This is a genomic window from Streptomyces sp. NPDC050738, assembly GCF_040654175.1.
Lineage (GTDB): Bacteria > Actinomycetota > Actinomycetes > Streptomycetales > Streptomycetaceae > Streptomyces.
In genome coordinates this window covers 431,676-456,458 of record NZ_JBFAHN010000005.1, presented here as the reverse complement: position 1 = coordinate 456,458, position 24,783 = coordinate 431,676, and the positions used below count along the sequence as shown (strand labels likewise).

Annotated in this window: 18 protein-coding genes; 10 read left to right on the top strand and 8 right to left on the bottom strand. The window is 69.9% G+C overall.

Going from position 1 to position 24,783, the window contains the following annotated elements; genetic code table 11:
• Positions 1–121: 121 nt before the first annotated feature.
• Genes fxsA through fxsT form a run of 4 tightly spaced genes read left to right on the top strand, consistent with a single transcriptional unit; the run spans position 122 to position 7,651 of the window.
• On the top strand, positions 122–289 hold the full coding sequence (gene fxsA / locus AB0H78_RS16505; RefSeq protein WP_363235073.1) for an FxSxx-COOH cyclophane-containing RiPP peptide: 168 nt from the start codon (positions 122–124) through the stop codon (positions 287–289).
• A 9-nt stretch (positions 290–298) separates the two neighbouring features.
• Positions 299–2,299 (top strand): FxsB family cyclophane-forming radical SAM/SPASM peptide maturase, encoded by a 2,001-nt coding sequence (locus AB0H78_RS16500; RefSeq protein WP_363235072.1) that lies wholly within the window; start codon positions 299–301, stop codon positions 2,297–2,299.
• Between the two features lie 44 nt (positions 2,300–2,343).
• Positions 2,344–3,714, top strand: coding sequence for a TIR-like protein FxsC (locus AB0H78_RS16495; RefSeq protein ID WP_363235163.1), 1,371 nt, complete (start codon positions 2,344–2,346; stop codon positions 3,712–3,714).
• Positions 3,698–7,651 carry an FxSxx-COOH system tetratricopeptide repeat protein gene (fxsT, locus tag AB0H78_RS16490; protein WP_363235071.1) on the top strand — a complete coding sequence of 1,318 codons (3,954 nt, stop codon included), beginning with the start codon at positions 3,698–3,700 and terminating at the stop codon, positions 7,649–7,651. Before AB0H78_RS16495 ends, fxsT begins: the two co-directional genes overlap by 17 nt.
• A gap of 12 nt (positions 7,652–7,663) precedes the next feature.
• Here the strand turns inward: fxsT and AB0H78_RS16485 are convergent, their stop codons facing one another.
• Positions 7,664–8,557 (bottom strand): alpha/beta hydrolase, encoded by an 894-nt coding sequence (locus AB0H78_RS16485; RefSeq protein WP_363235162.1) that lies wholly within the window; start codon positions 8,555–8,557, stop codon positions 7,664–7,666.
• 144 nt (positions 8,558–8,701) lie between these two features.
• On the opposite strand from AB0H78_RS16485, the gene AB0H78_RS16480 reads away from it, so the two are divergent.
• The 3 genes from AB0H78_RS16480 to adhE all read left to right on the top strand — a co-directional run bounded on the left by AB0H78_RS16480 (position 8,702) and on the right by adhE (position 13,704).
• Positions 8,702–9,544 (top strand): SPFH domain-containing protein, encoded by an 843-nt coding sequence (locus AB0H78_RS16480; protein ID WP_363235161.1) that lies wholly within the window; start codon positions 8,702–8,704, stop codon positions 9,542–9,544.
• Positions 9,545–9,768: 224 nt separating this feature from the next.
• The gene (locus AB0H78_RS16475) at positions 9,769–10,854 is read left to right on the top strand and encodes a S1 family peptidase (RefSeq protein ID WP_363235070.1); all 1,086 of its coding nucleotides are present in this window, start codon (positions 9,769–9,771) and stop codon (positions 10,852–10,854) included.
• 255 nt (positions 10,855–11,109) lie between these two features.
• Positions 11,110–13,704, top strand: a complete 2,595-nt coding sequence (gene adhE / locus AB0H78_RS16470; RefSeq protein WP_363235069.1) for a bifunctional acetaldehyde-CoA/alcohol dehydrogenase — start codon at positions 11,110–11,112, stop codon at positions 13,702–13,704.
• A 68-nt stretch (positions 13,705–13,772) separates the two neighbouring features.
• On the opposite strand, the gene AB0H78_RS16465 is transcribed toward adhE, so the two are convergent.
• Both AB0H78_RS16465 and AB0H78_RS16460 read right to left on the bottom strand, forming a co-directional pair.
• Positions 13,773–14,423, bottom strand: a complete 651-nt coding sequence (locus AB0H78_RS16465) for an acetate uptake transporter (protein ID WP_363235068.1) — start codon at positions 14,421–14,423, stop codon at positions 13,773–13,775.
• Complete coding sequence (locus AB0H78_RS16460; RefSeq protein WP_363235067.1) at positions 14,420–15,436, bottom strand: DUF3533 domain-containing protein; 1,017 nt, start codon at positions 15,434–15,436, stop codon at positions 14,420–14,422. Before AB0H78_RS16460 ends, AB0H78_RS16465 begins: the two co-directional genes overlap by 4 nt.
• 199 nt (positions 15,437–15,635) lie before the next feature.
• Between AB0H78_RS16460 and AB0H78_RS16455 the strand changes: the two genes are divergently transcribed.
• Positions 15,636–16,496, top strand: coding sequence for an alpha/beta fold hydrolase (locus AB0H78_RS16455; RefSeq protein WP_363235066.1), 861 nt, complete (start codon positions 15,636–15,638; stop codon positions 16,494–16,496).
• Positions 16,497–16,504: 8 nt separating this feature from the next.
• Here the strand turns inward: AB0H78_RS16455 and AB0H78_RS16450 are convergent, their stop codons facing one another.
• On the bottom strand, positions 16,505–17,500 hold the full coding sequence (locus tag AB0H78_RS16450; protein ID WP_363235065.1) for a lytic polysaccharide monooxygenase: 996 nt from the start codon (positions 17,498–17,500) through the stop codon (positions 16,505–16,507).
• A 214-nt stretch (positions 17,501–17,714) separates the two neighbouring features.
• Between AB0H78_RS16450 and AB0H78_RS16445 the strand changes: the two genes are divergently transcribed.
• Positions 17,715–18,158, top strand: coding sequence for a GNAT family N-acetyltransferase (locus AB0H78_RS16445; protein ID WP_363235064.1), 444 nt, complete (start codon positions 17,715–17,717; stop codon positions 18,156–18,158).
• 14 nt (positions 18,159–18,172) lie between these two features.
• On the opposite strand, the gene AB0H78_RS16440 is transcribed toward AB0H78_RS16445, so the two are convergent.
• Both AB0H78_RS16440 and AB0H78_RS16435 read right to left on the bottom strand, forming a co-directional pair.
• On the bottom strand, positions 18,173–18,664 hold the full coding sequence (locus AB0H78_RS16440; RefSeq protein WP_363235063.1) for a DUF402 domain-containing protein: 492 nt from the start codon (positions 18,662–18,664) through the stop codon (positions 18,173–18,175).
• A complete protein-coding gene (locus AB0H78_RS16435; RefSeq protein WP_363235062.1) occupies positions 18,645–19,565 on the bottom strand; it encodes a GNAT family N-acetyltransferase in 921 nt (306 codons plus the stop codon). The genes AB0H78_RS16440 and AB0H78_RS16435 overlap by 20 nt, the downstream gene beginning before the upstream one ends.
• A 66-nt stretch (positions 19,566–19,631) precedes the next feature.
• Here AB0H78_RS16435 and AB0H78_RS16430 point away from each other — a divergent pair, with 66 nt between their 5' ends.
• Positions 19,632–20,006 carry a GntR family transcriptional regulator gene (locus AB0H78_RS16430; protein WP_363235061.1) on the top strand — a complete coding sequence of 125 codons (375 nt, stop codon included), beginning with the start codon at positions 19,632–19,634 and terminating at the stop codon, positions 20,004–20,006.
• 31 nt (positions 20,007–20,037) lie between these two features.
• Here the strand turns inward: AB0H78_RS16430 and AB0H78_RS16425 are convergent, their stop codons facing one another.
• Both AB0H78_RS16425 and AB0H78_RS16420 read right to left on the bottom strand, forming a co-directional pair.
• Positions 20,038–21,132 (bottom strand): DUF5925 domain-containing protein, encoded by a 1,095-nt coding sequence (locus AB0H78_RS16425; protein WP_363235060.1) that lies wholly within the window; start codon positions 21,130–21,132, stop codon positions 20,038–20,040.
• Between the two features lie 90 nt (positions 21,133–21,222).
• Positions 21,223–24,777, bottom strand: coding sequence for an MATE family efflux transporter (locus AB0H78_RS16420; RefSeq protein WP_363235160.1), 3,555 nt, complete (start codon positions 24,775–24,777; stop codon positions 21,223–21,225).
• Positions 24,778–24,783: the final 6 nt, after the last annotated feature.

Here is a 24,783-nt window from a genome sequence, read left to right as displayed (position 1 = left end):
CCGAGTTCAGTTGCCATCAGTGTGCATGAGAGTAAAGTCGACCCGCCGACACTGCAACGGTGCAAGTGTCTGCTTTCCTGACCATGTCCAGAAAACACCCATCAAGGACTCAAGGACGGCCGTGAAGACCTCCGTAAATTCCGCCTCCTTCGCGATTGCGAAGAAGAGCCGTGTGCCGCTGACCGAGATCGACGTACGCGGTGCCGAGGCCGCACAACAGCTCGGCCGCATTCTCCCCGCGTCAACCGGCCGCTCCCTGCGTGCCTCGACCTTCAACTCGGCGCTCTAGACTGGCGGAATGACTGGACCCCTGGTCCCATTCCGCGAGATCGTTCTGAAAGTTCACAGCAGATGCGATCTTGCCTGCGATCATTGCTATATCTACGAATCCGCAGATCAGAGTTGGAGCACCCGCCCCAAAACGATCTCTGATGAAGCGATTCGCCAGACTGCTCTGCGACTGGCGGAGCATGCCAGGACCCATGCACTGCCCTCCGTGTCAGTGATCCTGCACGGAGGGGAGCCTCTTCTTGCCGGCCCCGCGCGTCTGCGCCGCGTCTGCGAAGAGCTCACCGAGGCGCTGGGTCCCGTGGCCGAACTGGATCTGCGCATCCACACCAACGGCCTGCAGCTGAGCCCCCGCTATCTCGACCTCTTCGACGAGTTCAACGTGCGGGTCGGTATCTCCCTCGACGGCGATCAGGCCTCCAACGACCGCCACCGCCGCTTCGCCGACGGCCGCAGCAGCCACCCGCTGGTGCTCAGAGCCGTCGACCTGCTGCGCCAGGACCGGTACGCGCATCTCAATCTCGGGCTGCTCTGCACCATCGACGTGGAGAACGATCCGGTCGCGGTCTACGACGCCCTGCTCGAACTCGACCCGCCGCGCATCGACTTCCTGCTGCCGCACGCCACCTGGGACGAGCCTCCGCACCGCCCGACGGGATCGCCCACCGCGTACGCCGACTGGATCCTGGCGGCGTACGACCGCTGGGACGGCCAGGGCCGCCCGGTGCCTGTGCGGCTCTTCGAATCGGTGATCTCCACCCTCAACGGCGGCCCCAGCCTGACCGAATCGCTCGGTCTGGCCCCCACCGATCTGGTGGTCGTGGAGACCGACGGAACCCTGGAGCAGGTCGACTCGCTGAAGACCGCCTATGAGGGCGCCGCCGCCACCGGATTCGACGTGTTCCGCAACGCCTTCGACGAGGTCGCCGCCCACCCCGGCGTCCAGGCCAGGCAGCTGGGGCTCGACGGGGTGAGCGAGACCTGCCGTGCGTGCCCGGTCGTGCGCTCCTGCGGCGGAGGTCTGTACACCCACCGCTACCGCGACGGCTCTTTTGATCATGAATCGGTCTACTGCACCGATCTGGAAGCTCTGGTACGCGGCATCGAGGAGCGCACCCCGTCGGCCCTCCCGGACAACGAGGAGCTCGCCGCGGCTCAGCTGGAGCTGACCCGCACCCTGCTCGCCCGGCTGAACGCCGATCTCGCCGGACGCGGAGGCGCACGCTGGGACGAGGCGTGGGCGCTCGCCTGCCTCGTCGAGGAGCGCTCGCCGGAGGGGCTCGACCCGGTCCTCTCCCGCCCGTACGCGCGCAGCTGGCTGCTCGGCGCCCTGGACGCCCTGCGCGAGGGACGCGCCCCGGAGCTGGACGCGCTGGACGGCCTCGTCGCGGCGGCGCGCGGAGACGGCGGCCTGCCGCCCCTGCGCACCATCGGCCGCGACGGCGCGCCCGCTCTCGTCATCGACGACCTCGATCCGTACCGCGACTGCTTCGGTACGCCGCCGGCCGGGCGGCTGGGCGAGGCCGCGTCCGAGGAGTGGGGCCGCGCCTTCGCCGGAGTCTGGGCCGCGCTGCGCCGGGAACTGCCCGCGGTCGCGGAGGACGCCGAGCAGTGGCTGACCACGCTCACGCCGCTGGCCGCGGGGGAGCCCGCGGCCGGGCGGCACGCTCTCGGCGCCCTCGGTCTCGCGGTCGAGGGTCTGAGCGTGGACGGGCTGGCACGGGGCCTGCGGCGGGCGAAGCTGCGGGCGCTGGTGGAGGTGGCCGATCTCTATGCGCAGGACGGGGCCTGGTTGTACGCGGCGGGCTGGGCGACGGAGCCGCTCACCGTTTCGGAGTTGCTGGCCGGGGCGTACGAAAGGGTGGTGCTCGGTGCGTACAGCGGCGAAATCCGGCAGGCTCTCGAGCTGCTCGACCGGGCTCCCGAGCTGACCGTCGACGGCAAGAGCCTGGTCGCGGACCTCTGGAAGGAATGGGGAGCCGCTTCGAGGTTGACCGAAAAGCGGCGCTGATTGACCGAACGTCTAGGGGATGGAGCAGGGTCTGCTCCGGAATGATGTCTTCATTGGAGGACGGGGGGCGTGTGGCAGGAACAGCGCAACCGCGATCAGCGGATCATCGGCCGTACTTCTTTCTCAGTTATGCGCACACACCGAAGCACGGAGCCGGTGGTCCCGACCCGGATATGTGGGTCGAGAGGCTCTTCCGCGATCTCTGTGGCCATGTGATGGCCATGACCGACCTCCCGGCCGGAGCCCCCGCGGGCTTCATGGACCGGGAGATACGCTCCGGCGAGGGCTGGTCGGAGCGGCTCGGGGACGTTCTGGCCAATTGCCGCGTTTTCGTCCCGCTCTTCTCGCCGCGCTATTTCGCCAGCGAAATGTGCGGCAAGGAGTGGTATGCCTTCGCCCAGCGGGCCATTCAGCACCAGGCCCGCTCCAACCGGCCCACCGAGGCGATCGTCCCCGCACTCTGGGTCCCGGTGCCGCCACACCAACTCCCCGGCCCTGCCGAGCGGTTGCAGTTCAACCACGGTGACTTCGGGGAGCGGTACGTCACCGACGGGCTCTACGGGCTGATCAAGCTCAAGATATTCAACGAGCAGTACGAGCACGCCGTCTACGAACTGGCCAAGCGGATCGTGAGCGTCGCCGACGACACGGCGGTCCGCCCGGGGCGCCCCGTCGACTACCGCGTGGCCCCCAGCGCCTTCGGCCCGCCCAGCGCGGGACCGCGCCCCATGCAGCTGACCGTCGCGGCCCCCACCCGGCACGAACTGCCCGAGGGCAGGATCGCCGACTACTACGGAGACAGCCCGCTGGACTGGAACCCGTACCACCCGATAGCCGTCCGGCCGCTGGTCAACATGGCCGAGGACCTGGTACGCGCCCTCAACTACCAGGCGAGCACCGTCTCCTTCGACGAGGCCGTGCTCCATCTCGACGGGAAACAGCCCCCGTCCCACCCCGAGGTCCTGATCGTGGACCGCTGGGCCCTGCACGACGAGGACCGGCGCGCCCGGCTCGCCGCCTTCGACTCCGAACAGCGGCCCTGGGTCAGCGTGATCGTCCCGTGGAACCGCGAGGACCACCAGTCCAGAGCCGCCGAGAACGACCTGGCGGCCAAGCTCGAGGACACCATGCCCGCCAAGCTCCGTGAGGGCCGGGCCACTTCGCGGGCCGCGGCCAAGGGCGTACCGAGCATGGAGGCCTTCGGGCAGATCCTGCCGCAGGTCGTCGAGGCCGCCGCCCAGCAGTACCTGAGACACGCCGCGGTCTACCCGCCCGCACCACCCGCCGGAGGCGGACGATCCGAACGGCCCCGGCTCGAAGGGCCGATGGCGGGCGGCTACGGCACCACGCATTACAGCCCCGGCATGCACGATTTCGCTCCCGACACGGAGGACACGGATGACAGCCAGTCGTGACGCAGCCGCTCCTGAGGGCCGCATCATCACCTTCTACTCGTACAAGGGCGGTACGGGACGGACGATGGCCCTGGCCAACACCGCCTGGATCCTCGCCGCCAACGGCAAGCGGGTGCTCGCCGTCGACTGGGACCTGGAAGCGCCCGGCCTGCACCGCTTCTTCCACCCCTTTCTGGATCCCTCGACCCTCGGCGCCACGACCGGCGTCATCGATCTGATCACCGAGTACGCCTGGGCCGCGACCAGCCCCGTGCCCCGCCCCGACGACTGGCACCGCGACTACGCGCGCATCCAGCAGCACGCCGTCTCGCTCACCCCCGAAGCCCTCGGCTGGGAGTTCCCCGACGGCGGCACCCTCGACTTCGTCTCGGCGGGACGGCAGAACCGTGAATACTCCGCCACCGTCTCCACCTTCGACTGGGACAACTTCTACGACCGGCTCGGCGGCGGCCACTTCTTCGACGCCCTGCGCGACGACATGAAGGCCAACTACGACTACGTCCTCATCGACAGCCGCACCGGCCTCAGCGACATCGCCGACATCTGCACCGTCCACCTCCCCGACGTCCTGGTCGACTGCTTCACCCTCTCCGACCAGTCCATCGACGGCGCGGCCTCCGTCGCCCGCCAGATCGACGAGCGCTACAGCTCCATCCGCTCCATCCAGATCCTCCCCGTCCCCATGCGCATCGACGAGGGCGAGAAGGAGAAGGCCGACGCCGGACGGGCCCTGGCGCGGCTGAAGTTCGACCGGCTGCCCCGCGGCCTGTCCGCCGAGGAATCGACGGCCTACTGGGGTGCGGTGGAAATCCCTTATCGCCCGTATTACGCCTATGAGGAAACCCTGGCCACCTTCGGCGACGAGGCAGGGCTCACCAACTCGCTCCTCTCCGCCTTCGAACGGCTCGTGGCCGAGGTCACCGGCCGGGCGATCACCTCCATGCCCGCGATACCCGAAGAGGCCAGGCTGCGCATCAGGGACGCCTTCACCCGGCGCAGGCCCGCGCTCCCCGCCGATCTGCTGCTCAGTTACGTGGCCGAGAACCGGATGTGGGCCGACTGGGTCGAGTCGGTCCTCAGCCGTGCCGGCTTCCGCGTCGTATCGCGCGACGTCTCGGTCGAAGAAGGAGCCGCCGACGCCGAGCCGGCGTCCCACGAGGCCGCGGCCCGTACCGTCGTCATCCTCTCCAGCGCCTACCTCAAGTCGGCGCGCGCCATGGAGTTCTGGGAGCGTACGGCCGCCGAGGACCCCACCGGGGCCCGCCGGCAGCTGCTGCCGCTGCGCGTCGGTGACGTACGGCTGACGACGCCCTACATCGACCGCAACCCCGTCGACCTCTTCCGGCTCGACGAAGTGCACGCCACCAATGCGCTCCTGCGTGCGCTGGAGAGGCCCGCACAGCTCGCCGACCCGGTCGCGCCCGGCCCGCGCTTCCCCGGCACCGTGCCGAAGATCTGGAACGCGCCCGCCCGCAACTCCGGCTTCACCGGACGCTCCATGGTCCTGGAGAAGATGCGCGACCAGCTGGGCGGCGGCATGGCCGTCGTGCTGCCCCAGCCGCAGACCCTCTACGGCCTCGGCGGCGTCGGCAAGACGCAGGTGGCGCTCGAGTACGTACACCGCTTCATGGCCGACTACGACCTGGTCTGGTGGATCTCCTCCGAGCAGACCGACGACGTGGTCGCGGGCCTCGCCGAACTCGCCACCCGCATCGGTGCGCAGGGCGGCGAGGATATGGCCGCCGCCTCGCAGGAAGCCGTCGATCTGCTGCGGCGCGGGGTGCCCACCTCGCGCTGGCTGCTCGTCTTCGACAATGCGGACGACCCCGAAATGCTCAAGCGGTTCTTCCCGCCGGGCGGCCCGGGACACATCCTGGTGACCTCCAGGAACCAGAGCTGGTCGCAGTACGGCGACGCGCTGCCCGTCGACGTCTTCCTGCGCGAGGAGTCCATCGAGCACCTGCGGCGCAGGGCGCCGGGACTCACCGTCGAGGACGCCGACCAGGTGGCCACGGCGGTCGGCGACCTGCCGCTCGCCGTCGAACAGGCGGCGGCGTGGATCGCCGAGACCGCGACGCCCGTCGGCGCCTATCTGGAGCAGCTCAGCGAGCAGGCGACGGGCGTCCTGGCACTCAACCAGCCCGCGGGCTACCCCGAGCCGGTCGCCGCCACCTGGAACGTCTCGATCCGGCGCCTCAAGGAGCGCTCACCCGCCGCGGTGCGCCTCCTGCAGCTCTGCGCCTTCTTCGCACCCGAGCCGATCCACGCCAATCTCCTCTACAGCAAGGAGATGATCGAGGCGCTCAAGCCGTACGACGCCACCCTCCAGGAGAAGCTGGTGCTCGGCCGCGTCATCCGGGAGATCGGCCGCTTCGCGCTCGCCAAGGTGGACCCCGTCGGCGGTTCCATCCAGGTGCACCGCCTCGTGCAGGCCGTCATCCGCGCCCAGCTGACCGAGGAGGAACAGCGCGACGCCCGACACGCCGTGCACCGCATCCTCGCCGGCGCCAGGCCCGATGCGGACGAGCCGATAGACAACCCCGAGACCTGGCCCAGGTTCGCCACCATCTGGCCGCACCTGGGCCCCTCGGAGGCCAGGCTCTGCAGGGAGCCCGAGACCCGCCGGCTGATGATCGACCGGGTGCGCTACCTCTGGAAGCGCGGCGACTTCGTGGCGGCCTCGACCCTGGCGGGCGAGCTGCGCGACACCTGGCGCGAGACGCTGGGCGACGACGACCTCCAGTACCTCTATCTGCGCTTCCATCTCTCCAACATCCTTCGCTCGCGCGGGCGTTACGTGGAGGCGAGGGATCTGGACGAGGAGACGCTGCGCAGGCAGCAGGAGGTCCTGGGGGAGTCCCACCCGCACACGTACATGACGACGAGCTCCCTCGCGATGGACCTCGGGGCACTCGGCTTCTACGGCCGGGCGATGGAGCTCGCCACCGAGGCGCACGAAGGGTTCCGGCAGATCTTCGACGAGTCGCACCCGAGGACGCTGGCCGCGGCCAACAACCTGGCCCTCAACCTGCGGATGGCCGGGCAGTACGCACGGGCCCGCGAGATCGACCAGGACGTGTACGACCGGCGCACCGAAGTCCTCGGCCCGGAGCACCCGTACACCCTGTCCTCCGCCCAGAACCTGGCGCGCGACCTGCGCGAGGTCGGACGGTACGAGGACTCCGTCGCCCTGCTCAGCCGGACCTACGACATCTTCAAGGACCAGCTGGGCCGCGCCTTCCCGGGCACGCTCGCCGCCGCCAAGTCCCTTGCCGTGTCGCTGCGCAGGGCCGGCAGGCTGGAGGACGCACGGCGCCTGACCATCGCCACCCGGGGCCGCTACCGCGCCAAGTACACGACGGCCAACCCCGACTGGATCGCCTGCGACCTGAACCTGGCGGCGGACCTCTTCGCCGCCGGGGACGCGGTCGGGGCGCGGGACACCGCCCAGGAGGTCGTCGACCAGTACATGAAGGTGCCGGGCGAACACCACCCGTACACCCTCGCCGCCATCAACAACCTCGGTATCTACCAGTGGGGTTGCGGGTCGCTGGACACCGCGGAGACGCTCCTGCGCGGCACCATCCTCGGCATGGAGGACGTCCTGGGGGAGACCCATCCGCACACGGTCTTCGCCACCGTCAACCTCGCCAACGTCACGGCGGACCTGGGCGATCTGGACGGCGCCCTGGAGATCGAACGCCGGGCCGTCGCCACCCTGCGCACCGTGCTCGGCGCGCACCATCCCGAGACGCTGGCCTGCGCCTCCAACCTGTCGGTGACGCTGGACGCGATCGGCCGCAAGGAGGAGGCACAGCAGATCCGTTACGAGGTCGTCGACGAGCTGCAGAGACTGCTCGGCGACGACCACGCGTACGTACGGATCGCCCGCGACGAGCGGCGGGTCAACCGCGACCTGGAGCCGCTCGCCGTGTGAGGATCCACCCGCTCACGCCGCCAGCCAGGTGAGGACCCCGGGCAGCGCGTGCAGCGCGTCGAAGTGCGCGGCGGCCGGTTCCAGAACGGCCGTCGCGCCAGGGATCCGCCGCGCCAGCCAGCGTGAGTGGCCCACCGGCGAGAAGACGTCCTGCACCCCGTGCCAGAGCATCACAGGGCCCGGGATGTCCGCCGGGTCGAAGCCCCAGGGCGAGGAGAGCGCCAGGGCGTCGTCGATCCAGCCGTATGCCGAAGTACGCAACGCCTCCTGGTAGTTGCGCAGCAGCATGGACCGCACCCCGGCATCGGAGACGATCCGCCGGTCGGAGACGGTGAGGTCCCTGCGCAGCTGGTCCAGCAGCCGGATCGGATCCTTGCGGATCTCGTCCGAGCGCGGGATCAGCCGTGCGGCGAGCTCTTTCGGGTCGTCGGTGGCGATGGTGTACTCCGTGACGTTGTACTCCGCCATCCCCTCGAACCAGTCGAGCCCCTCCGCGTCCCGTGGCGCGAGCGCCACCAGCGCGGCCGCCTTGGTGACACGCCCGGGCAACAGCGCCGCGCAGGCCAGCGCGTGCGGCGCACCGCCCGAGCGGCCCACCACCGCGAACTTCTCCAGCCCCATGGCATCCGCGATGGCCGCCACGTCCGCCGCCGCATCGGCGACGGTGCGGCCCTCCATCCGGTCGCTCCGGCCGTAGCCGGGACGGTCGTACGCGATGACCTGCATCCCCCGCTGATAGAGGACCATCCCGCGCGGAGCAGGACCCAGCCTGCTGCCGGGCGTCCCGTGCAGCAGGAAGACCGGCGCTCCTTGCGGATCACCGAGCCGCTCCACCATCAGAATGCGTCCGTCCGGGGTGCGGACACTGCCGCGGATCCCCGATATCCCCTTGTCGTGCGCCTGCATGGTCTGCACCGGCACTCCCCCTTCGGCTCGATGATTGCTCATCGCGGCTCCCAGGCCCATAGGGCCACGACCGGTACTCCCCACGGCGGGGCGAGCGGGGTTACGGTCAATGGGCACGTCCAATTCGGACCCTGGGGGGCCGTGATGGTCGAGGAACTGGTGTCGGCGGGGGCGGCCGTGGTGGCCGTGGGCGCTGTCTATGTGATGGCTGGGGCCCGTGTCATCAAACAGTACGAGCGCGGTGTGGTCTTCCGGTTGGGACGGCTCAAAGATTCCGTGCGGGGTCCCGGATTCACGATGGTCGTCCCCTTCGTGGACCGCCTGCGCAAGGTCAACATGCAGATCGTGACCATGCCCGTGCCGGCGCAGGACGGCATCACCCGCGACAACGTCACCGTCCGGGTGGACGCCGTCATCTATTTCAAGGTGGTGGACGCGGCGGAGGCGCTGGTGGCCGTGGAGGACTACCGCTTCGCGGTGTCGCAGATGGCGCAGACCTCGCTCCGCTCCATCATCGGCAAGAGCGACCTCGACGATCTGCTGTCGAATCGCGAAAAGCTGAACCAGGGGCTGGAGTTGATGATCGACAGCCCGTCGATCGGCTGGGGCGTTCAGATCGACCGGGTGGAGATCAAGGACGTGTCGCTGCCCGAGACCATGAAGCGGTCGATGGCACGCCAGGCCGAGGCGGACCGCGAGCGGCGCGCGCGGGTCATCAACGCGGACGGCGAACTCCAGGCCTCGAAGAAGCTGGCCGAGGCGGCGGAGGTCATGTCCGACCAGCCCGCGGCACTCCAACTGCGACTGCTGCAGACGGTGGTGGCGGTGGCGGCGGAGAAGAACTCCACCCTCGTGCTGCCCTTCCCGGTGGAGCTGCTGCGCTTCCTGGAGCGTGCGGCACCGCAGCCGACCGTTCAGGCCGCACCCGCGAAAGAACAACTCCCGCCGGAATCCGGTCGGGGAGAGTCGATATCCGGACAGGACTAGTCCTCACCCGCTGCCCGCACACGGACGCGGTCAGTGTTCGCAGAGGTAACCGACAAGGTCCGAGCCGCGTTCGTGAACGCGCTGAGGTTGCTTTGGTGTTGTCGTGTGCGCGTCCGGAAGTCGGTCTTGTGTGTTCCCTGTGCGTGTCGGAATAGTGGGCGGCCCATCCTCCGTGTCCGGACACCCCACTTGCCCGGATACGGCCCCCACAGGAAGGCGACGAGTTGAAGCACCGACGCATACCCAAGCGCCGTGCGGCCCTGGCGGCTGCCGGCGTGACCGCACTGATAGCCGCGGGAGTGACGTTCCAGACTGCGAACGCCAGCGAGTCCCCCGCCGCTCCCACGCTCAAAATCCTGTCCGCGACGGCGGCCGGAAACCTGGCCTCGACGCTGGAGGGGAAGCTGGGCGGAGACGCGGCAGGTTCGTACTACGACGCGAAGTCCCGTGCCCTGGTGGTCAATGTCCTCGACGAGGCCGCGGCCGACGGGGTCCGTGCGGCGGGCGGCCGGGCGAGAGTCGTCCAGAACTCCCTGACGGAGCTCAAGAGCGCCCGGCAGACCCTCACCGACAAGGCATCCATCGGCGGTACGTCGTGGGCGCTCGACCCGGTGAGCAACAAGATGGTCGTCACCGCGGACCGCACCGTCTCCGGCGCCGAGTGGACCAAGCTCGGCTCCATCGTGAAGGGCCTCGGCTCCACGGCCGAACTCCACAAGAGCGCGGGGGAGTTCAAGCCGCTGATCGCGGGCGGCGACGCCATCTGGGGCTCGGGCGGGCGCTGCTCGCTCGGCTTCAACGTGGTCAAGGACGGTGCGCCGTACTTCATCACGGCGGGCCACTGCACCGAGGCCATCACCAGCTGGTCCGACTCCCAGGGCGGCGCGGAGATCGGCGCCAACGCCGCCTCCGACTTCCCCGGGCACGACTACGGCCTGGTGAAGTACACCTCGGACACGGCACACCCGAGCGAGGTGGACCTCTACAACGGCTCCACGCAGAAGATCACCAAGGCGGGCGAGGCCACGGTCGGCATGGCGGTGCAGCGCAGCGGCTCCACCACCCAGGTGCACGGCGGTACGGTCACCGGGCTCGACGCCACCGTGAACTACGGCAACGGTGACGTCGTCAACGGGCTCATCCAGACCGATGTCTGCGCCGAGCCCGGCGACAGCGGTGGCTCGCTCTTCGCGGGCGACACCGCGATCGGGCTGACCTCGGGCGGCAGCGGCGACTGCACCTCGGGCGGGGAGACCTTCTTCCAGCCGGTGCCGGCGGCACTGGCGGCCTTCGGGGCGACGATCGGCTGAAATCAAGGGGTCCGGAGCGCCTTTCCAGGCGGTCCGGACCCCTTTTTTCGCATTTCTTGTGAAAGTTTTCACAAGCGCGCACAGGTCTTTGGTCCTCTCATATCCGTGCAGGTCGAAGCGGCTTTTGGTGAGGGGCTGCGATGCGTCGAAGGACCTTCGGCCCTGCTATTGGGGCCCTTTTCGTCCGTATCGGCCGGGCGATCAGGTGTCGAATTGAGGCATCAGCGAACAGGTCGTACCGAAGGAGAACCTGCCATGGAGGCCAACGCGATGGTGGACGGACTGGTCGAGGGGGCGCTGGAGGCGCTCGACCGGTTCGAGTCGTTCACCCAGGAGCAGGTCGACCACATCGTCAAGAAGGCCTCGCTGGCCGCGCTCAGCCACCACGGGGAGCTCGCCAAGCTCGCCGTCGAGGAGACCGGCCGCGGCATCTTCGAGGACAAGGCGGTCAAGAACCTCTTCGCCTGCGAGCACGTCACCAACTCCATGGCCGGGCTGAAGACCGTCGGCGTCATCAACCGCGACGAGCTCAACGGCATCACCGAGATCGCCGAGCCGGTCGGCGTCATCTGCGCCATGACCCCGGTGACCAACCCGACGTCGACCACCGTCTTCAAGGCGCTGATCGCGCTGAAGACCCGTAACCCGATCGTCTTCGCCTTCCACCCCTCCGCGCAGAAGTGCTCCTCCGAAGCCGCCCGCATCGTCCGCGACGCCGCGATCGCCGCCGGTGCCCCGGCCGGCTGTGTGCAGTGGGTCGAGGAGCCCTCGATGGAGGCGACCGGGCTGCTGATGAACCACGAGGGCGTCTCCACCATCCTCGCCACCGGCGGCAACGCCATGGTCAAGGCCGCCTACTCGTGCGGAAAGCCGGCCCTCGGCGTAGGCGCGGGAAATGTCCCCGCTTACGTCACCAAGAGCGGCAAGCTGCAGCGCGCCGTCCACGACATCGTGCTCTCCAAGGCCTTCGACAACGGCATGATCTGCGCCTCCGAGCAGGCCGTCATCTTCGACACCGAGGTCTACGAGCAGGGCATCGCGGAGCTGCGGCGGCTCGGCGCACATGTCGTCACCGCCGCCGAGAAGACCAAGCTGGAGGAGTTCGTCTTCGGTACGACGGCCTTCGCCGCGGACTGTGCGGGCGGCAAGCTGAACGCCGCCGTCGTCGGCAAGTCCCCCCAGTGGATTGCCGAGCAGGCCGGATTCGAGGTCCCCTCGGACACCGCGATCCTCGTCGCCGAATGCGCGGAGGTCGGCACCGGTGAGCCGCTGACCCGCGAAAAGCTCTCCCCGATCCTCGCCGCCCTGCGCGCGGGCTCCACCGAGCACGGGATCGAACTGTCCGCGCAGATGGTCGAGTTCAACGGGCTCGGGCACAGCGCGGCCATCCACACCGAGGACGAGGAGCTGGCCGAGGAGTTCGGCAAGCGCGTCAAGGCGATCCGCGTCATCGTCAACGCCCCCTCCACCTTCGGCGGCATCGGCGACGTCTACAACTCCTTCCTCCCCTCGCTGACCCTCGGCTGCGGCTCCTACGGCCACAACTCGGTCTCCAACAACGTCACCGCGGTCAACCTGGTCAACATCAAGCGGATCGGACGGCGCAACACGAACATGCAGTGGTTCAAGGTCCCGCCGAAGATCTACTTCGAGCGCAACTCCATCCGCTACCTCGGCGAGATGGACGGCCTCAAGCGCGTCACGCTGGTCACCGACAAGACCATGGGCAGGCTCGGCTTCGTCCAGAAGGTCACCGACATCCTCAACTCCCGCGAGAGCAAGGTCGTCCTGCAGGTCATCGACAATGTCGAGCCCAACCCGGAGCTGTCGACCGTGCAGAGCGGCGCCGCGATGATGCGGGACTTCGAGCCCGACACGATCATCGCGCTCGGCGGCGGCTCGGCGATGGACGCGGCCAAGATCATGTGGCTGATGTACGAGCACCCCGAGATCGAGTTCGCGGACACCAAGGAGAAGTTCTTCGACATCCGCAAGCGCGCCTACAAGTTCCCCTCGCTGGGCGCGAAGGCACAGCTGGTGGCCATCCCGACCACCTCGGGCACCGGCTCGGAAGTCACCCCCTTCGCGGTCATCTCCGACCCGGCGGCCGCCCAGAAGTACCCCCTCGCGGACTACGCGCTGACCCCGAACGTCGCGATCGTCGACCCGGTCCTCCCGATGGGGCTGCCGGCCACCGTCACCGCCGACTCCGGCTTCGACGCCCTGACGCACGCCACCGAGGCGTATGTCTCGGTCTACGCCAACGACTACACCGACGGCCTCTGCCTCCAGGCCATCAAGCTCATCTTCGAGAACCTGGAGCGCTGCGTCGTCGACGGCGCCCACGACGCCGAGGCCCGCGAGAAGATGCACAACGCCTCGACCGTGGCCGGCATGGCCTTCGCCAACGCCTTCCTCGGCCTGGTGCACGCCATGGCGCACACCCTCGGCAACACCTTCCACGTCGCCCACGGCCGCACGAACGCGCTGCTCCTGCCGCACGTCGTACGCCACAACGGCCAGGTCAGCGGCAAGGCCACCCCGTGGCCGAAGGCCGAGGTCTACCGGGCCCCGGAGCGCTTCCAGGAGATCGCCAAGATGCTCGGCCTGCCGGCGTCGACCCCCGAGGAGGGCGTCGAGTCCTACGCCCGCGCCATCGAGGAACTGCGCGTCAAGTGCGGCATCCCCGCCTCCTTCCAGGAGGAGGGCGTCGACGAGGCGGCCTTCATCGAGGCCCTCCCGCAGCAGGCGATGAACGCCTACGCCGACCAGTGCGCGCCCGCCAACCCGCGGATGCCGATGATCGACGACATGACGCGGCTGATGACGCAGGCCTACTACGGCAAGTAGGCCCGAAGCCGACCAGCGACAAGGGCCGCCCGGCACTCCGGGCGGCCCTTTCGCGTACGTACCGGCTTCTAGGTCTCCGGCAACTCCGGTGCCACGAACCGGCCCATCGGCAGCACCGGCCGGCCCCACGTCGACGCCATGATCTGACCCGCGAGCAGATACAGCGCACCGGCCGCCGCACACAGGCCCGCCCAGCCCGCGATCCGGTTCCAGATCACCTCACCGGTGAAGCCGTTGCAGGTCATCGCGATGAACACCACCAGCACACACGTGAAGGTGGACAACAGCGCCAGATGGATCCGCAGACTGCCCAGCCACAGGACGAACACCACGAACACCCAGGGCAGCGTGAACAGCCCCATCGTGTCGCCGCGCAGCGCGGGGTCGACCGTCGGCAGTACGAACTGGATCATCAGCCCCTTCGCCATCCAGAAGAGCCCGAACCCGCCGAAGACCGTGGCGTGCCAGGTGTCACCGCGCTGTGCCTGGAAGAGCCCGGCGAGCAGCTGCGCGAGACCGCCGATGAAGAAGCCCACCATCGGGAGCTCCGAGCCCGCCAGTTTCTCGGGGAAGATGCCCGCGTCGATGCCGGTCGCGATGGTGGTCACCACGATGAAGCCGGTCAGTCCGAGCGGCCCCAGCTGGGCCTGCGCGGTGGGCTCCATCCGCTTGACGGAGACCGCCTGTTCGGCGGGTCCCCAACGGTGCAGGATGTTCATTCGGCGACCTCGGCAGGCGTCCTGTCCTTACGGAGCGAGGACATGACCAGCGTGATGACGGTACCCACCACCGCCCACGCGGAGAGCACGAGCAGCGGCCCGGTGACCGCATTGCCCTTGAAGTACGCGATGGAGCGCGCGACCCAGGTGCCCGCCCCCGGTGGCAGCGCGGGCCCGATCGCCTGCCAGAACGGCGGGAGCATCGGCAGCGGGAAGGCGCCGCCCGCGCTCGGGTTGCCCGCGACCACGATGATCAGCACGGCGAGTCCGATGCCCACGATTCCGGTGAGCGCCTGCAGGGCGAGCGTGATGGCGCCGACCGCGAAGACCACCAGCGCCCCGAGCCCCCACAGCGCCAGGATGGAGCCGGGCAGCGCGCCCAGGACCGGGCCGACGATCACGGCGCCGCCCAGACCGCTGACGATCGAGTAGAGCGCCATCGAGCCGAGCCGGATCGCCGCACGATCGCGGTTGGCGGCACGCGAACCCGCGCTGATCGCGAGGATCGAGGCGCAGAGATAGCCGCCGACGCACCAGCCGACGACCAGGTAGAAGGCGGAGAGGCCGTCGAAGTCCTGGCCGGAGGCCGGAGCGACGTCCACGGTCTTCACGGTGCGGTGCTGGGCCGCGTCGACCGTGGTGGCGATCTTGGTGAGCGTCGTCGCGAGCACGGTGCCGCCGCCGGACGCGACGAGCAGGGTGTCGGTCGTCGAGGCGGGGTCGACGACGAGCGCGCCGTCGATGTCGCGGTTCATGATCTGCTTGCGGGCCTCCGCCTCGCTGCCGACCGCGCGCGGGTCGAGCGGCTTGCCGGGGAGCTGCCCCAGTTCGGCGACGAGCTTCGGTGCGGCCTGTGCGGGCGCGACCACACCGAAGGCGACGTCCTTCGGCTTGGGATTGTGCAGCGCGCCCACGTAGGACGTGATGAACAACAGCTGCAGTACGAGCACACCGATCACGAGCAGCGCGGCTCGCGGGGTGACGGCGCTCTTCATCTCGTCGACGAAAGTCATGCCCCCACGCTCAAGGGCTCCCGGTGATCGTGCAGGCCGGGTGGACCGAATGGCTGATCCTCCATCAGTTCTTTACCGACGCGTAGCTTCCCCCGCCGCGTTACCGGCGCGTAATTTAGCGTGTGCACATCAATCTTGTGGTCCGGGCCGCAGGTCGTACAGACATCGCAACTCCCTTGAGCCGCAAGGAGATCACTCGATGCTGGCCTGGAAACGTGCCCTGAGACCGCTGTCCGCACTGCTGCTGGGCGTGGCGGCCGCCGCTCTGCCCGCCGCCCCCGCGACCGCTGCCACCGCCCCGTCCGCGGGGTGGAACAACTACTCCTGCCGTCCGTCCGCCGCCCATCCGCGTCCCGTCGTCCTCGTCCACGGCACCTTCGGGAACAGCGTCGACAACTGGGTCGCCCTCGCCCCGTACCTGGTCAACCGCGGGTACTGCGTCTTCTCTCTCGACTACGGCCAGCTCCCCGGCGTACCGCTCTTCAACGGTCTGGGTCCCATCGACCGGTCGGCCGGGCAGCTGAGCACCTTCGTCGACACGGTCCTGGCCGCGACCGGCACCGCCAAGGCCGACCTGGTCGGCCACTCGCAGGGCGGCATGATGCCCCGCTACTACCTCAAATTCCTCGGCGGCGCCGCCAAGGTGAACTCCCTGACGGGCCTGGCCCCCGACAATCACGGCACCACCCTGGACGGCCTCGCCAATCTGCTGCCCTACTTCCCCGGGGCGGCCGACATCCTGCGCAAGGGTGCGCCGGGTCTCTCCGACCAGGTGGCGGGCTCCCCGTTCGTCACCAAGCTCAACGCGGGCGGCGACACCGTCCCCGGGGTGCGCTACACGGTCATCGCCACGCGCTACGACGAGGTGGTCACCCCGTACCGCAGCCAGTTCCTGTCGGGCCCTGACGTCACCAACGTCCTGCTCCAGGACAAGTGCGGGGCCGATGTCTCCGAGCACGTGACCATCGGGACCGTCGACCGGATCGCCTTCCACGAGGTGGCGAACTCTCTCGACCCGGCGCACTCGTCCCCGACGACCTGCGCTTCGGTCGTCGGCTGAGCCGCGGGTCAGCGGCTGTGACGGCCGCCCGAAGGAACCGCCCTGCGGCGCAGGGTGGAGAAGAGCACGGCCGCACCGATCGCGAGGGCGGCAGAACCGCCGATCGTGAGATATGAGGTCGCGGAACTGCCGCCGGTCTCGGCGAGGTTCTCGGCGCCGGCGGTGCCCGCACCCGGGGCCGCCGCCGTCGGGGACGAAGCGCCGTTCGCCTCGGGCTGGTTGGCCGCCTCGGTGGGCGTCGCGGTGGGCGCCGCCGAGTGGTTGTGGTGCACGGTGGACTTGCCCGCACCCGCCGCGATCTCCTTCTCGGAGGGGGCGGAGGCCGAAGGCTCGGCGGTGCCGGCGCCGGCACCGCCCGCGGAGCCGGTGTCCTGGCCGAAGACCACGTCGGAGCAGGTGTAGAAGGCCTCCGGGGAGTCCGAGCGCTGCCAGACCGAGTAGATGAGGTGGCGGCCCGACTTCTTCGGAACGGTGCCGTTGAAGACGTAGTCGCCGTTCTCCATCTTCGGGTCGGTGACCTTGAGGAAGGGGGAGGCCTCCAGGTCCGACCACTTGAGCGGCTTCGAGGGGTCGTAGCCGTCCTTGGTGACGTACAGCTCGAAGGACCCCTTGTGCGGGGCGGTGCCCTTGTAGCGGAAGGTGTGGCTGCCCGAGGAGAGCTTGCTGGCCGGCCAGTCCGCGCGGGCCAGGTCCAGGCCCTTGTACTTGTCGTTGCCGGCGCTGCACAGCTTGCCGTCGGGGATGAGCTGCTTCGAATTGCCCGCGGCGTTGGCGATGTTGACCGCGTTCCAGTCGTAGAAGGCCTGGACGCCGCTGGCGGCGACCGCTGCCTTGCAGGCCGCCGACTTCGGGCTCTCGGGGCCCTCCGCGTAGCAGCCCGCGACCCGGCTGACCGGGTCCGTCATCGACCCGTGGGCGGCGGCCGGGGACGCGACCAGGGCGGTCAGCGCGAGCGGCGCGACACCGAGAGCTGTGAATGCGGCGGCCTTGCGACGAACGGTCATCGTGTCGATCTCCTCGAGAGGGTGTGGGGGGATACGAGGCAGGGTTCGATCCGGCGGCGCGGCCCCCCGAGCCATGCGGCGCCGACAGGCTGAACCCCGCCCCGGCGATGAGCACGCTAGCCGCCCGGAATGGCGAAATCGGCTGCTGGGACGGGGTGATGGAGATCCTTACGGTCCGCTTAAGGAAGCACTCAGCGATCGTTAATGTGGGCGCATGAATGACGACATCCGTCCCGCCGTGGACAGCGACACGGCAGCGGTGAAGGCAGTGACCGACGCGGCCTACCACCACTACATCGCGCGCATCGGCGTCGTCCCCGCGCCCATGCAGGCCGACCACGCGGCGAACGTGGCGGCGGGGCGGGTCTTCGTCACCGGCGATCCGGTGCACGGTGTCCTGGTGCTCGTCCCCGAGGCCGACCACCTCTACCTGGACTCGATCTCGGTGAGCCCGGAGGCGAAGGGCACCGGTGTGGGGCGGCGGCTCCTGGAATTCGTCGAGGAGCGTGCGCGGGAGCTGGGGCTGCCGGAGGTGCGGCTGCTCACGAACGCGATGATGTGGGAGAACCAGAAGCTGTACGTCCACTTCGGCTACGAGCTCGTCGAGCGGACCGTGACCGGTGTCTATGACCGGTTCCACTACCGCAAGCGGGTCTGAGGGCAGGACGTGCGTTATGCGGTGGTGCGGAGCGACTGGGTCAACGTGCCTTTCTCGGCGAGGAGTTCGAGCTCGTCGAGGGCCTGGACCGCGCGCGCCGCCGACTGCGGGTCGCGCTCGGTCAGACCGCTGTCGGCGAACTCGTCCTCGTCGAGACGGATGATCTCGGAGTGGTCGGCCGACACCCAGAGGTCGAGATCCAGGTCCTCTACGGTGAGTTGATCGCCGTCGAGTACGGCCGGGCGCGTCACGTCGCAGTACCAGCCCTTGAGCACCCCGGTGGCGGTGCGGACCTCCTTGACCGAATACCAGCGGTCGCGCCAGTAGTGCTCGGTGAAGACGTCGCCCGGCTCGAAGCGTACGAAACCGAAGTCGCGGACCCCGGTGCCCGCCCACGCGGCGCGGACCGCGAGATGGGTGCCGTCGTCGGTGAGCAGCTCTGCCGGGTAACCGACCTTGATACGACCGGCCTTGGTGAGGGTGACCTCAACCGAGCTCGCGGACATGGCGTACCTCCGTTGCGCAGATCTGGTATCCGAACCACGTGTTGATCGCCAGCATCGGGCCGTTGCCGGCGTCGTTGCCGGTGTACGCGTCCGTGTAACCGGCCGCCCGGGCGCGGTGCAGGGAGTCGTTCTTGACCAGCTTCGCCAGCCCTCTGCCGCGGTGCGCACGACGGGTGCCGGTCATGCCAGACCAGTAGCGGGTCAGGCCGTCGGTCTGCGCGGCGCTGAACGCGGCCACTTCGCCGCCCACCACTGCGACCGAGGTCAGGTCGTGGTCCAGGGCCGGATTGCGCCAGGTGTGGTCGAGCCAGTCGTCGTAGTCGGAGAGGACCGTGGAGACGTCGCTCGGCTCGTCGGCGGTGACCTCCGCGTCCGCCTCGAAGAGGGGGCGCGGGTCGTCGGCGAAGTCCGCCGCGGTGCACAACTCGACGCCCTCGGGCGCACGTCGGGGTGTGGGCAGCGGAGTACCGGCCAGGTCGAAATGGAGGAAATGGGCCGCCCTGCTCGGGCGGTAACCCCTGCGCTCGGCGAAGGTGCGGTTGGCCGGCTCGTCCAGGACCCAGGTGTAGACGGCCGTGGCGCCCGCCTCGGCGAGATGGGCCTCGCCCGCCTGGGTGATGAGCGTTCCCACGCCCCGGCCCTGATGGCCGGGATGCACATACGGGTTGAGGAACCCCTGGCCCGGTTCGTCAGCGTCGTAGGCGATGCCGACCTGGGCCGTGCCGATCACCTCGCCGTCCTCCTCGGCGACGAGCAGGCGAAAGCGCTTGTCGGGGTGGGCGTGGGCCAGGTCGAAGGCGACCTGTTCGGGGGTGGTCACCATGAAGGGGAGCGCGGCCCGTCGGACCCGTACCCACCCCTCGCCGTCGGCCGGGCGGAAGTCGCGGACGATCACAGTCATGGGCGGGAACGTTACGCAGGGGGCGGCCGGGTCGCCTCTCATTTTCCGGTGGAGGAGAATCGGGACGTGACCTTGAGGATCGTTGTGGATACGAATGCCGGAGACGCCCCCTTCGAGCAGGTGCGGGCCCAGATCTCGGAACAGGCCCGCTCGGGCCGGCTCCCGGTGGGCTACCGGCTGCCGACCGTACGAGGGCTGGCCGAGGAACTGGGGCTCGCCGCGAACACGGTGGCGAAGGCGTACCGGGCGCTGGAGGGCGACGGGGTGATCGAGACGCGGGGCCGCAACGGCACGTTCGTGGCGGCGGCGGGCGATGCGGCCGAGCGGGCGGCGGCGTCCGCCGCCCAGGTCTTCGCGGAACAGGCGGTCCGGCTCGGCCTGAGCCGGAGCGCGGCGGCCGCGGCGGCGGAGCATGCGATTCGCGCGGTGTACGCGAAGTAGGGCGTCCGGGGCGGAGCCCCCCCGGGCGGGGCTAGAGGTACATGCCCTCGTTCGTGCCCAGGGGCTGTGACGGCACCGAGCGCGGCGTCGTGCCGCGGCGCAGTGCGTACAGCTCCGCCAGCGTCGCGCCCTCGCGGCCGATCCCGTCCTCCGTACCCAGCCAGGCCACCGACTCCTTGCGGGTCAGTGAGCCGACCTCGATGCGCGCCAGGCAGCGGCCAGGGCGGACCACCGCGGGGTGGAGGCGTTCCAGGTCCTCGTTGGTGGTGACGCCCACGAGGACGTTGCGGCCCTGGCCGAGGAGGCCGTCCGTGAGGTTCAGGAGGCGGGAGAGCGCCTGGCCCGCCGTGTGCTTCGCCTCGCCGCGGATCAGTTCGTCGCAGTCCTCCAGGAGCAGCAGACGCCAGCGGCCCTTCGCCGTGCCGTCGTCCTCGCCGATCGCGATGTCCATGAGGTAGCCGACATCGTTGAAGAGACGCTCGGGGTCCAGTACGCAGTCGACCTGGCACCAGTCGCGCCACGACCGGGCCAGGGTGCGCAGCGCGGACGTCTTGCCGGTGCCCGGCGGCCCGTGCAGGAGGAGCAGCCGGCCCGAGATGTCGTCGGGCGTCACCTTCATCAGGCTGTCCATCGCCCCGGCCACCGGCTCCGTGTAGTTGGAGCGCACCTCGTCCCACGTGCCGGCGGCGATCTGCCGGCTGGTGCGGTGCGGGCCGCGGCGCGGGGAGACGTACCAGAAGCCCATGGCGACGTTCTCCGGCTGCGGTTCGGGCTCGTCCTGGGCGCCCTCGGTGACCTCCTTGAGCACGGAGGCGGCCAGGTCCTCGGAGACCGCGGTGACCGTCACGTCCGCGCCCCGGTTCCAGCGGGAGATCAGCATCGTCCAGCCTTCGCCCTCGGCGAGCGTCGCGCTGCGGTCGTCGTCGCGGGCGGCCCGCAGCACCTTCGCGCCGGACGGCAGCAGGGTGAGGCCCTTCTTCACCCGGTCGATGGACGAACTGTGCGAGTACGGCTGTTCACCCGTCGCGAAGCGGCCGAGGAACAGCGCGTCGACGACATCGGACGGCGAGTCGCTGTCGTCGACGTTGAGCCGGATCGGCAGGGCGTCCTCAGGGGTGGCTGACATGGCGCCCATGATCCGCCAACGGGCCCTCCCGTGCACCCGCTTTGTGCGTCGCGGCGCTGCGTACCTTTTCCGGAGAACCTGTCGCCATCGCTACGAGGTGAAGTGGATGACGCGCTGAACGAGCGCGCCCAGCAGGACCAGCACCAGCGGCAGCGAGATCCGGTGGAGGGTACGCATCCGGTACAGGGCCCGCGGCCCTGGCACCGCGTACACGCGCAGCAGCTCCCGGGCAAGGAGCAGGGCGATCAGGGCGAGTGCCGACTCGGCGCCCATGAGGGGCCAGCCGCTCCAGGTGAAGTGCGGCCAGCCGGGCCCCGGCGAAGCCGACGCGGCAGCCGCCAACGGCGCGGGCCGCCCGGTCAGTTCGTAGAGCGTCACATCGTCGTTGGTCAGGGCGCGCCGCAGTTCGGGGCGCGCGTCCAGGGTGCGCTGCAGTCGTGGCTGCCAGGTCGACGAGTAGCCGTCGGCGACCCGGAGATACTCCACCTGGCTGCGGTTGACGACGAGGTACGCGCGGGGGCCCGCACCGCGCAGCGCCCCGATCAGGCCGTCGACGAGGACCGGATCGTGCGGTGCGCGCGTCGGTACGTAGCTCACCTTCTCCAGGTCCTTCGCGCCGCCGGGCAGCGTCGGCCTGGAATCCCCGGGCGTGTCGACGAGCAGGATCAGCCGGACCGAAGGCGTGTCGTGGGCGTAGACGTACTCCATCGCGGCGACCTCGCCGGGCGGCACGCGCTCGTACGACTCGCCGCCCCAGCGCGCCACCAGGAAACCGCCGACCAGGAGCAGCCCGGCCAGCAGAGCGGCGAGCGGTGCCAGGCTGGCCCGGTCGCGTTCCCGTTCGTCTGCGGTGATCCCGGCGCGCGGGAAGAGGGCGAGCGCGGCGAGTATCGCGAGGCCGGGCAGGGCGAACGTCCAGATGCGCAGGTCCAGTTGACCGCCGTACGACTGGAGCAGGAGCCCCGGCAGCGGTACGAAGGCCAGCACGAGGAGCGACCGCTCGGCGTACCCGGCGAAGCGCCGCCGCCACCAGCCCCAGACGGCGAGTGCCAGAATCCCGCCGGCGAGGAACAGGCGGGCTCCGAGCACCAGTTGGTGGCCCGAATCGCCGGCCGAACCCCAGAGGGAGTCCGGCACGGGTGAGCCCGGGCCCGCGAAGAGCTTCGCGGGGGCGCCGGACCAGTACGGCTCGGAGAGCAGGACGGTCCAGGCGGCGGCCAGGACGCCGATGAGCAGCGGCAGTCCGCGCAGCTCGCAGCGGCGTACCAGGACCAGGCCGGTCACCACGGCGCACAGCACCACCGGCGCCAGCGGATGGACGGTGACGAGCGCCAGCAGGACGGCGAGCAGCACGCCGAGCAGCACGGTCTTCTCGCGTCGGCCCGCCGGCAGCGCCTCACTCTCGCCGGAGCCGCGCCGCAGGGCCCAGGTGCGCGGTGAGCGGAACCAGGTCAAGAGCACGGCCAGGAAGGCCGGATACAGCAGCAGGGACAGGCTCAGCGGCGAGAAGTAGTCCTGGCCCGCCCAGCCGCTCAGGGCGAAGAACCAGGCCCCGGTCCACTTCGCCTTCCAGCCCGCGCGCACCATGCGGAGCAGCAGGAACAGCGGTATCAGGCACAGGAGTTGGAAGACGGTGGGCCACCAGCGCAGCACGGCCGACAGGTCGGAGACGCCGCAGGCCTCGGCGAGGAAAGCGGCAGCGGAGTAGAAGCCCGGCCAGCTGCTGTGGGTGTCCAGGTGGGGCGAGACGGAGCCGGTCCTGCCGATGTGATCGAGGAGGCCGAGGTGCTGCCAGGCGCCCCCGAGGCGCGGCTGCGACTCCAGTACCGCGGGGAGTGCGTGCAGCGACACCACCGTGGCCAGCAGCGACGAGGTCAGCAGTGCGGTGCGCGGCCGGTCGAGCCACAGCAGCGAGGCGAAGGAGAGGACGAGCAGACCGGCGCCGATGAGGGTCGCGGCCGGGAGTACGGAGATCAGCCCGAGGCCGGTCATCCGGTCGAGGTCACTCGCGCCGACGGTCGTCGCGGGCACCCAGTAGAGCGCGAGTGCGGCGAGCAGCAGCAGCCCCACGCCGAGTTCGGGGATGTGCTCGGTGAGGGCGAACGGGCGCGCGGGAGGTCTGCTGTTGCTCGCCGGTCTCTCCGGTTCGGGCGGCTCCGCAGGCCCGTCCGTTCCCGTGTGCCGGCGGCTGCGGGGGTACGGCGAGGAGACCCGCGGGCCGTCCCCGGGTGCGGGGCGGGAGCCCCGTCCGGTGGGCAGTTCGCGCTGGGCCCAGGTGGGCCGCCGGTCGTCGACGTCCGGGCGCCGCTCGAGGTGGTCGAAGTCGAGTCGTACGCCGCCCGCAGGCGTGCCGTTGACCAGCACCTCGGAGCGCACGGATGCCTGCTCGCCGCTCTCCTTCCCCGGCTCCGGCTCCGGCTGCCCGTCGGCCGCCTCACCGGCCGGCGCGAGCCTCAGCACCCCGTACAGCCGGAAGGCCGCGATCGAGGTGATCACCGCCAGGCTGGCCACCTCGGCGACCCCCACGCCCGTGAGTCCCATCGGTCCGAGAAGTGCCAGCGTCGAGCCGAGCACCAGCACGCAGAGCCCGCCCTGCAGATAGGCGAGCGGAGCGGTACGGCTCTGGGCGCGCAGCACCGCGAAGTACAGCTCGATGACGACCCGCAGCAGCGCACCGACCACCAGCCAGCGCAGCAGCGGCGTCGCGCGGCTGGAGTACCCCTCGCCGAAGACATGCAGGATGTGCGGGGCCAGCACGAAGAGGAACAGGACGATCGGCACCACGATCTTGACCATCCGCAGCAGTGCAGCGCGCGCGTTGCGCCCCAGCCGTGCCGGGTCGTGCGCGCCCTCGACGGTCAGCGACGCGCCCATGTTGATCGCGAGGAGTTCGACCGTCCCGCCGATGGTCGCGGCGATGTAGAAGTACGCGTTGTCGGCGGAGCTGATCTGCGATGCGACGATCACCGGGATCAGATAGACGACCGCGAGAGCGAAGAGCGACCCCGTGTAGTCCCCGGCCAGGAAGCGCCCCAACTCCCGGTAGGACGGCGGGTCGGCGGTCTCCGCGGTCAGTTCCACATGGCGTGGCACCAGCCTGCGGAAGACCAGCCAGCCGAGCGGCAGCACCGAGGCCGCGATGGCCGCCACCCAGGAGACGAAGACGCCCGTGGTCGGGAGCGCCACGGCGATCGCGACCAGCAGGAGGAGCTTCACCGCGGAGAAGACCGTGTTGCCGACCGGCACCCAGAAGGCGCTGCGCAGCCCGGTCAGCACGCCGTCCTGGAGGGTGAGCAGCGACCAGGCGACGACCGCCACGACGAAGCCGAGCTTGTTCACCGGTTCGTGCAGGAAGCGGTACGAGGGACCCCATACGTCCAGCGTCAGCAGGAAGATCACCGCGGCGACCCCGACGACCGCCGAACTCCCGGCATACGTACGGAAGATGAGCGCGCCCGTGCTCTTCCCCGCCACCGGGATGAACCGGGCGAGCGCCCCCGTCAGCGTCACGGCCGTGATGCCCGCCAGGAACTTCATCGCGGCGATGGCGGCCGAGCCCTGGCCGACGGCGGACGCGGAGTAGTAATGGGCGGCGGCCAGCCAGAAGCCGAGTCCCAGTACCGCGCTGACGCCCGTATTGATCATCAGGGC

What these genes read in the sequence shown, in the direction of transcription:
- AB0H78_RS16440 (WP_363235063.1), bottom strand. Translation starts at nt 18,664, where the DNA reads ATGTCCGCGAGCTCGGTTGAGGTCACCCTCACCAAGGCCGGTCGTATC.
- AB0H78_RS16455 (WP_363235066.1), top strand. Translation starts at nt 15,636, where the DNA reads ATGCTGGCCTGGAAACGTGCCCTGAGACCGCTGTCCGCACTGCTGCTG.
- AB0H78_RS16420 (WP_363235160.1), bottom strand. Translation starts at nt 24,777, where the DNA reads ATGATCAATACGGGCGTCAGCGCGGTACTGGGACTCGGCTTCTGGCTG.
- AB0H78_RS16480 (WP_363235161.1), top strand. Translation starts at nt 8,702, where the DNA reads ATGGTCGAGGAACTGGTGTCGGCGGGGGCGGCCGTGGTGGCCGTGGGC.
- AB0H78_RS16425 (WP_363235060.1), bottom strand. Translation starts at nt 21,132, where the DNA reads ATGTCAGCCACCCCTGAGGACGCCCTGCCGATCCGGCTCAACGTCGAC.
- adhE (WP_363235069.1), top strand. Translation starts at nt 11,110, where the DNA reads ATGGAGGCCAACGCGATGGTGGACGGACTGGTCGAGGGGGCGCTGGAG.
- AB0H78_RS16495 (WP_363235163.1), top strand. Translation starts at nt 2,344, where the DNA reads ATGTCTTCATTGGAGGACGGGGGGCGTGTGGCAGGAACAGCGCAACCG.
- AB0H78_RS16465 (WP_363235068.1), bottom strand. Translation starts at nt 14,423, where the DNA reads ATGAACATCCTGCACCGTTGGGGACCCGCCGAACAGGCGGTCTCCGTC.
- AB0H78_RS16445 (WP_363235064.1), top strand. Translation starts at nt 17,715, where the DNA reads ATGAATGACGACATCCGTCCCGCCGTGGACAGCGACACGGCAGCGGTG.
- AB0H78_RS16485 (WP_363235162.1), bottom strand. Translation starts at nt 8,557, where the DNA reads ATGCAGGCGCACGACAAGGGGATATCGGGGATCCGCGGCAGTGTCCGC.
- AB0H78_RS16500 (WP_363235072.1), top strand. Translation starts at nt 299, where the DNA reads ATGACTGGACCCCTGGTCCCATTCCGCGAGATCGTTCTGAAAGTTCAC.
- AB0H78_RS16435 (WP_363235062.1), bottom strand. Translation starts at nt 19,565, where the DNA reads ATGACTGTGATCGTCCGCGACTTCCGCCCGGCCGACGGCGAGGGGTGG.
- AB0H78_RS16450 (WP_363235065.1), bottom strand. Translation starts at nt 17,500, where the DNA reads ATGACCGTTCGTCGCAAGGCCGCCGCATTCACAGCTCTCGGTGTCGCG.
- AB0H78_RS16460 (WP_363235067.1), bottom strand. Translation starts at nt 15,436, where the DNA reads ATGACTTTCGTCGACGAGATGAAGAGCGCCGTCACCCCGCGAGCCGCG.
- fxsT (WP_363235071.1), top strand. Translation starts at nt 3,698, where the DNA reads ATGACAGCCAGTCGTGACGCAGCCGCTCCTGAGGGCCGCATCATCACC.